Origin of the sequence: Catonella sp. (assembly GCF_052173895.1) — a bacterium.
Lineage (GTDB): Bacteria > Bacillota > Clostridia > Lachnospirales > Lachnospiraceae > Catonella.
Window position 1 is genome coordinate 25294 of sequence record NZ_JBQMXS010000020.1, and the last position, 7732, is coordinate 33025.

At 33.4% G+C, this 7732-nt stretch carries 5 protein-coding genes; all 5 read left to right on the plus strand.

The annotated features are described in order from the left end of the window. Nucleotides 1-28: 28 nt before the first annotated feature. The 5 genes from ACTTG8_RS05975 to ACTTG8_RS05995 all read left to right on the plus strand — a co-directional run bounded on the left by ACTTG8_RS05975 (nt 29) and on the right by ACTTG8_RS05995 (nt 7573). The gene (locus tag ACTTG8_RS05975; RefSeq protein ID WP_442561210.1) at nt 29-2005 is read left to right on the plus strand and encodes an FtsX-like permease family protein; all 1977 of its coding nucleotides are present in this window, start codon (nt 29-31) and stop codon (nt 2003-2005) included. 934 nt (nt 2006-2939) lie between these two features. Then, a complete protein-coding gene (locus ACTTG8_RS05980) occupies nt 2940-3866 on the plus strand; it encodes a hypothetical protein (RefSeq protein ID WP_442561211.1) in 927 nt (308 codons plus the stop codon). Nucleotides 3867-4129: 263 nt separating this feature from the next. Beyond that, nucleotides 4130-4849 (plus strand): cell wall hydrolase, encoded by a 720-nt coding sequence (locus tag ACTTG8_RS05985; protein WP_442561212.1) that lies wholly within the window; start codon nt 4130-4132, stop codon nt 4847-4849. Nucleotides 4850-5035: 186 nt separating this feature from the next. Beyond that, nucleotides 5036-6709: a glutamine--tRNA ligase/YqeY domain fusion protein gene (locus ACTTG8_RS05990; protein WP_442561213.1), complete on the plus strand. Its 1674-nt coding sequence runs from the start codon at nt 5036-5038 to the stop codon at nt 6707-6709. Nucleotides 6710-6733: 24 nt separating this feature from the next. Next, nucleotides 6734-7573, plus strand: coding sequence for a DUF2225 domain-containing protein (locus ACTTG8_RS05995; protein WP_442561214.1), 840 nt, complete (start codon nt 6734-6736; stop codon nt 7571-7573). Nucleotides 7574-7732 lie beyond the last annotated feature (159 nt).

A 7732-nucleotide genomic window follows, 5' to 3' on the forward strand; every position in this document is an offset into this window, starting at 1 on the left:
AATTTGATAAATACGAGGAGATAAAGTAATGAATTTAAAACTTGCGGGCGGCTTTGCAATAAAGAACTTAAAAGCCAACAGATATCTTGAAATACCGTTTATTCTTGCTACAGGTACAATGTTAATTTTATTTAATATAATGGCTTCACTTATGCAGAATGAATATGTACTTACAAGGCATAAGACGCTGCCTACTTTTATAAGTATGGGTATCGGTGTGGCGTTTATATTTACTTTTATATTTGTGGTTTATGCAAACAGATTTCTTATAAAACGCAGAAATAAGGAATTTGCTCTGTATGGTATATTGGGGCTTGAAAAGAAACATATCAGAAAAATAATTTTTATTGAACATATTATTAATTACAGCTTAATTGCATTAATAGCAATCTCAGGCGGATATGTGTTTGGTAAGCTTGCCTTTATGGGGCTTAACAGCCTGATGAAGGATACAGCAGTGAAAATAATGGACTATCCGTTTTCAACTCAGGCTACGGTTATCACACTTGTCTATGTATTTTTCCTATTTGTATTTATATATCTGCTTAATGCTTTATCAATTAAAAATGCTTCTCCTGTGGAGCTTTTAGGCAGGGAACACAGAGGAGAGGGAGAACCAAAGAACAGGCTTGTGCTTTTATTGATTGGCTTAGTATTTTTAGGAGCAGGGTATTATATTGCATTAACTATAAACGGAATACTTAAAAGCCTTTTAGCATTTTTTATTGCAGTTGTCTTGGTAATTATTGCTACATATATCCTTTTCATAACTTTTTCAATATTTATGCTTAAAATGCAAAAGAAAAATAAGAATTTTTATTACAAGGCTAAAAATTTTCTTTCAATTTCAGGCATGATATACAGAATGAAAAGCAGTGCTGTAGGTATAGCCTCTATAGCAATTCTTAGTACAGGAGTTATTGTTACGCTTGCAACTACTCTTTCCATATACGGAAGTATTGAAACTTTGGTGAATTCAACAATGCCAAGGGAATATAGGATAAGTAATGATGAGATAAATATAACTATTGATAATTATAAAGATGAGCAGAAGAAACTTATGGATATTATTACAAAGGCTGCAGGTGGAGAGAAAAATATAGTAAATTCCTTTTCTGAATTAAATTGTATGATATATTCATTGCAAAACGGAAGTGAACTTTTACCGTGCTTAGGTGAAAATATTAATGATTATCACCCTGTACCGGCTATACTTTCTACAATAGATGCTTATAATTTAGAATTTAACCAAAATGTGAAGTTGGCTGATGATGAGGTAATCATTTCTTCTAACAGCAGCAGTCTGCCTATAGAAAGTACTATAAATTTAGGCGGAAAAAATTATAAAACAAAGATAGTGGAAGGACTTGTTCCGGGAAATTTTGCAATAGAAATTTATAAAATCATACTTCCTAATACAAGTACAATGGATGAACTCACAAAATTTTATCTGATGGATAAAAATGATGAGAAAGGCAGTTTCCCTGCACCATTATACATAACTGAACACTTTGATTTAACTACAGATAAGGCAAATTTTGAAAAAGCATTTTTTGCACTTGGTGAAGGCAAATATGAATTGGCTGAAATTTCAGATATAAGGAAGAGTTCTTATGAACTTAATGGTGGTTTTCTTTTCTTAGGAATTATTGTAGGTATTATTTTCCTTTCAGGAACTATGTTGATTACATATTATAAGCAGGTAAGTGAGGGCAGTGAGGACAGGGAGAAATATCAGATTATGAAAAAAGTGGGACTTTCGGATGAACTGATAAAGAAAACTACTGCTTCACAGGTAGTATGGATGTTCTTCCTGCCACTGGCAGTAGCTGTGATACATTCTATAGTTTCTTCAAAAATAATTTACCAGCTTTTAGGTATGTTCGGAGTAAGGAATTTTATGGATTATGGTAGTAATCTTTTGATTGTAGGCGGTGTATTTGCAGTAGTTTATTTTGCTAATTTTAAGATTACCTCTAATGTGTATTATAAACAGGTGAGGTAAGGGAGATGACAATGTGCCTACATTTATTCATTTTATAGGTTTAAGGACTATGTGAAAAGTCGGTTTGAGTAGTAATGAAAAAGTGTAAGTTAACCTTGAAAACTCCCTTAGAAAGATACAAAATATATAAAAGTGTGAGGAAAGATATATGGAGCGATTTATGTTAAATAAGTTCCTTGATTGGAAGGATTCACCTTATCATAAACCGCTGCCAGTGCTTCTGCTGCTTACATCAATACCGACGTAAAGTGTGTTCATAGTTATTACCTTCTCGTTGTAGATTAAAGTGTCCAATCGGCTTGGTAAAACCCATGATCATGGAGCATCGACACCCTCGCATATAAGAATCCGGCTTAAGATGGACAGATGCGAAACCACACTGCTAAATGGTTGTCCATGAACTTAAGCAAACAGCCAGCCGGTTTGAAGCTAACTTCCATGTCAGGGGAACAAACTTTCAATGAAGCAACCATTACTGGTTCAACAGGAGAAAAAAGAAATCTAAAAAAGTGAAGAAGAATAAACTAAAGACCAGCTTAGTGAGATAAGGTACTATTTCACTAAGATTGGTCTTTTTTTTGTGCATTTTGCCTTTTAAATACTGTTTTTTCTGTTAACTTTTACTATTTTAATTTTTAAAAATTGTGGTATAATGTGAACATTTAATGAATACAAGCCGCAAAGCGAAGTATGAATTTAGTGAGAGCGGTATCTAAGCACTTAGTGAAGTCGAGCCTATTTTAGCGAAGACTGAACTTAGTACTTATGATAAAATATACTTGCTATCGGAGAGATAGCTTAATTTTAAGCTTAAAATTTTAGAGTTATAAGAACTAATTATTAGAATTAATTCAATTCAATTTACTATGGTCTTAATTTCAAAATTCAGTAGTAAATCCACACTAAAAATGTTAAAATGTAAGAAAGGAAGTAAATGGAAGACATAATAAAGACAGTAAAATACAAGGCAAAAGACAGTCTCTTTACCTTTATATTTAAGGACATAAAGTATCAGAGAAAACTTTATGCGAGCCTTTATGATGATGAAAAAGATTACTTAGATGAGGACTTTCACCTGATTACATTGGAGAATATCTTTGTAAATGATGTGTATAATGACTTGGGTTTAAGAGTAAAGGACAGGCTGATTATCCTTATGGAAGCCCAGAGTACTTTTAATCCTAATATGGCAGTCAGGTTTCTTATGTATCTTGCAAAGACCTATCAGGATTACATAGTAGCAAATGAAATGGATATTTATGGTACAGCGAGGCTAATTTTGCCAAGACCTGAGTTTGTAGTTGTGTATACAGGAAAAGACAGGCTGGATGTAGAAGATATGAAACTGTCAGACAGTTATATATGTGAAGGCATAGCACCGATAGAACTCAGGGTAAAGATAATAAACTCTGAAAATGTAAGGCAGAATATAATTCAAGAATACATAGGCTTTTGCCAGACTTTTGACCGGTTTAAGAAAGAAGCAAAAACAAATAAAGATAAGTTAAATGCACTTAAAATGACAATTGAGTATTGTATAAGTGAGGGTATATTAAAGGACATACTCTTAGTAAAGAAGAAGGAGGTTGAAGATATTATGATGACTGTATTTTCGCAGGAACAGGCGATGGAATTTGCGTTAAAGGCAAAGTATAGGGAGGGAATAGAAAAGGGAATAGAAAAGGGAATAGAGAAAGGAATAGAACAAGGCAGGGAGCGTGGTGTTAATGAAACTATGCTTAAGGTTTATATTAATTGCCGCAACAAAGGACTGTCTATAGAGGAAAGTGAAGAGATAGTTCATTTTGCGGATAAGGAAAGCTTAAAGCTTGCAGAAGAAGAATATCAGAAGCAGGTTTGATTAAATGGTAAAATTTCAGATGTAAGGCAATGGATTTGGAATAAGATTTCTTTTTTGTAATGTAAAATAAATACAGAGATTAAGCCTGTATATATCTTATTTATAGTGAAACCCAAGTGAGATATTATACAGGTTTATTTTAGGTTTTAATAAATTTAGTCTTTAACAATACATTTTTTCTCACCCACCCCTTGCCAAATTTTGTAAAATAATATATAATAATTACGGAAATATTACAAAATTGTTAAAAGGCTAGGAGAAAAATGAAGATTAAAATAATAACATTTGTTTGTATGATTTTAGCAGGAATGATGCTTAGTGGCAGTAATAGCATAGCTAAGGCTGAGGAAACCGTATCATCAGGTACAGCTATTGAGGCTGAATATAATGAGGAAGATGATGAAGATATGGATGAATTGTCTGATGATGAGGATACAGAAGTAGAAGATGAAGATGAAGATGAGGATGAGCTTGATGCTAATGAGGACGAAACTCCACTTAGTAAGTCTCATAGTAAAAAAACTGCAAAAAAGGAAGAAAAGAAAGCTAACAAAACTCCAAAGTCTGTAATCAAATATACAGATGAAGAATTCAAAATTCTTGTTTGTGTTACCTTTCTTGAGGCAGGAAACCAGTCCTATAAAGGAAAGCTTGCAACAGCAAATGCAGTTATAAACAGGGTGCTTAGCAAGAAATTTCCTAACTCAATAAAAAGTGTAATTTATCAGAAATATGCCGGAAGATATCAGTTTGCGTTATGTGCCCCAGGTGGTAAGCTTGATCAGGCGATGAAAAACTATGGTAAGAATAAGGGTTGGAGAAATGACTATGAAAAGGCCTGCATTGAAGTCTGCAAGGATGCATTGGCCGGCAAGACTGCTACAGATAGAAAATATCATTTTTTTAGGCTCTATTACAAAGGCATTGAAAACTGGAAAGCAGATGGCGTAAAGATAGACGATACATATTATTACAATTATTAAAAGATAAGGTCTCCGGAGAGAATTATTTTCCGGAGATTTTTGTTTTAAATTTAGGAAAGTTTTTTATAATTTCCGATTAATATACAGAGTTTTATATTTTTGGATACATATTTAGGTGATATTGTTGCGACAAAGCTAAAATTATGGTACTATAATTAGGATTGTATATTGAATGGAGGCTACTTTATGGAAGAGAACACAGAGAGAGTATCGAGAAATTTTATTGAGGATATTATTGATAAGGATATATCAGAGGGTAGGACTAAGAAAGTTATAACCAGATTTCCGCCTGAGCCTAACGGATATTTGCATATTGGTCATGCTAAGTCTATTCTTTTAAATTATGGACTTGCAAAACAGTATGGAGGTCAGTTTAATCTTAGATTTGATGATACTAATCCAACTAAGGAAAAGACAGAGTTTGTAGAGTCTATTAAGGCTGATGTTGAATGGTTGGGAGCTGATTTTGAAGACAGATGTTTTTTTGCATCAAATTATTTTGATAAGATGTATGAGGCTGCTATAAGACTTATAAAAAAAGGTAAGGCCTTTGTCTGTGATTTATCTGCTGATGAAATTAGGGAATATAGAGGTACTCTTACAGAAGTAGGTAAAAATTCTCCATATAGAGAACGTAGCATAGAAGAAAATCTTGACTTGTTTGAAAGAATGAAAAATGGAGAATTTCCGGATGGAAGTAAGGTTTTAAGAGCAAAAATTGATATGACCTCTCCTAATATGAACATGAGAGATCCTGTTATTTATAGAATTGCCAGAATGACTCACCATAATACAGGAGATACTTGGTGCATTTATCCTATGTATGATTTTGCACATCCAATAGAAGATGCTGAAGAGGGAATTACTCATTCAATATGTACACTTGAGTTTGAGGATCACAGACCTCTTTATGATTGGGTAGTAAGAGAGCTTGAGTACGAAAATCCGCCTAAGCAGATAGAATTTGCAAAACTGTATCTTACAAATGTGGTAACAGGTAAGAGATATATTAAAAAACTTGTTGACAATGGTATAGTTGACGGTTGGGATGATCCAAGACTTGTTACAATAAGTGCACTTAGAAGAAGAGGCTATACACCGGAGTCAATTAAGTTGTTTATGGAGCTTTCGGGAGTGACTAAGAGTAATGCATCTTCAGATTATGCAATGCTTGAGTATTGTATCAGAGAAACTCTTAAGCTTGAGAAGAAACGAGTAATGGCTGTGCTTGATCCTGTTAAACTGGTAATTGAAAATTATCCTGAAGGTGAGACTGAGTGGCTTGATGCTCCACACAATCTTGAAAATGAGGCTTTAGGCAGTAGAAAACTTGCTTTTGGCAGAGAACTTTACATAGAGCGTGAGGATTTTATGATAGATCCACCTAAGAAATACTTCAGACTTTTTCCGGGAAATGAAGTAAGACTTATGAATGCTTATTTTGTAACCTGTACAGGCTATGATGTAGATGAGAATGGCTTAGTTACAGAAATTAGATGTACCTATGACCCTGAAACCAAGAGTGGGAGTGACTTTAATAGTAGAAAGGTTAAGGGTACAATTCACTGGATAAGTGCAGCTCATGCCGTACCTTGCGAGGTAAGGTTATATGAAAACATTGTAGATGAAGAAAAGGGAGTCTACAATGAGGATGGAGAGTTAAATTTAAACCCGAATTCATTGACAGTAATAAAAAATGCGTATGTTGAGGAAAGTCTTAAAGATACTACAGAAGTAGAACAGTATCAGTTTGTGAGAAATGGATTTTTCTGTTTGGATTCTAAGGATTCTAAGCCTGAAATGCCTGTATTTAATAGAATAGTATCTCTTAAGAGCTCTTATAATCCTAAAAAAGCATAGGTAGTGCAGTTTAAGGAGGAAAAGATGTCAGGTATTTTAAGTGGATTGGAAAAATTTGGACTTGGAAGTCTAAAGAGTATAGAAATATATAAAGAAAAGGAAACAGAGATAAAGCAAGATAATAATGATGTAGGAGGTAGGATTATGGGAATATCTGAAGAGTCAATCCTTTTTGATAAATCATATACCTGTCCTTGCTGTGGTGAAAATTTTAAGGCGAAAGCAGTTAGGGTAGGGAGAAATGCTTTAGTTAGACTTGATAGTGATTTAAGACCTGTATATAAGTTTGCTGATGCAACAAAGTATGATGCGATAGTATGTTCTAAATGTGGATATGCAGGACTGATTAAAAATTTTGATTCAATAAGTGACAGGCATATTAAGGATATTAGAGAAAAAATTTCAGCTAAATTTAAAGGCATAGATGAAACAAAGACTACATATTCTTATGAAGATGCTCTTGAGAGGGCTCAGCTTGCTTTAATTTCTACAGTTATCAAATGTGCTAAAAATAGCGAGAAAGCTTATATTTGTTTAAAACTTGCTTGGATTACAAGGGGAATGAAAGAAAATTTGGATAAAGCATTGCCTGATTATAAGACAAATTATGAAAAACTGGACAATAATGAGCTGAACTATCTAAAAAATGCTTATGAAGGTTTTAGTGAGGCATATATGAATGAGCAATTTCCTATTTGTGGAATGGATGAGAATACACTTTGCATTATTTTGGCTGAAACTGCTAGAAAGCTTGGAAAAAAGCATGAGGCACTTAGATATTTGGAAACCGTAATAATGTCTAAGAATGCTACAGATAGGATGAAGGATATGGCCAGAGATATAAGAGAACAGTGTAAAGAATAATATGAAGAGTATTATGGAGAGGGATATAGGTTTGATACTATATCCCTTTTATATATTAATTTAATGAGTGTTTAGTCTTTCGGTGTTGTTTATAATATAAAACAAGCATAATTATTCCGAATAGAAAAACAAGCACTGAGATACCTATGGCACAGAGCA

Bases quoted from the DNA above. Each gene is read 5' to 3' on its own strand.
- ACTTG8_RS05980 (WP_442561211.1), top strand. From the start codon at position 2,940: ATGGAAGACATAATAAAGACAGTAAAATACAAGGCAAAAGACAGTCTC.
- ACTTG8_RS05995 (WP_442561214.1), top strand. From the start codon at position 6,734: ATGTCAGGTATTTTAAGTGGATTGGAAAAATTTGGACTTGGAAGTCTA.
- ACTTG8_RS05985 (WP_442561212.1), top strand. From the start codon at position 4,130: ATGAAGATTAAAATAATAACATTTGTTTGTATGATTTTAGCAGGAATG.
- ACTTG8_RS05975 (WP_442561210.1), top strand. From the start codon at position 29: ATGAATTTAAAACTTGCGGGCGGCTTTGCAATAAAGAACTTAAAAGCC.
- ACTTG8_RS05990 (WP_442561213.1), top strand. From the start codon at position 5,036: ATGGAAGAGAACACAGAGAGAGTATCGAGAAATTTTATTGAGGATATT.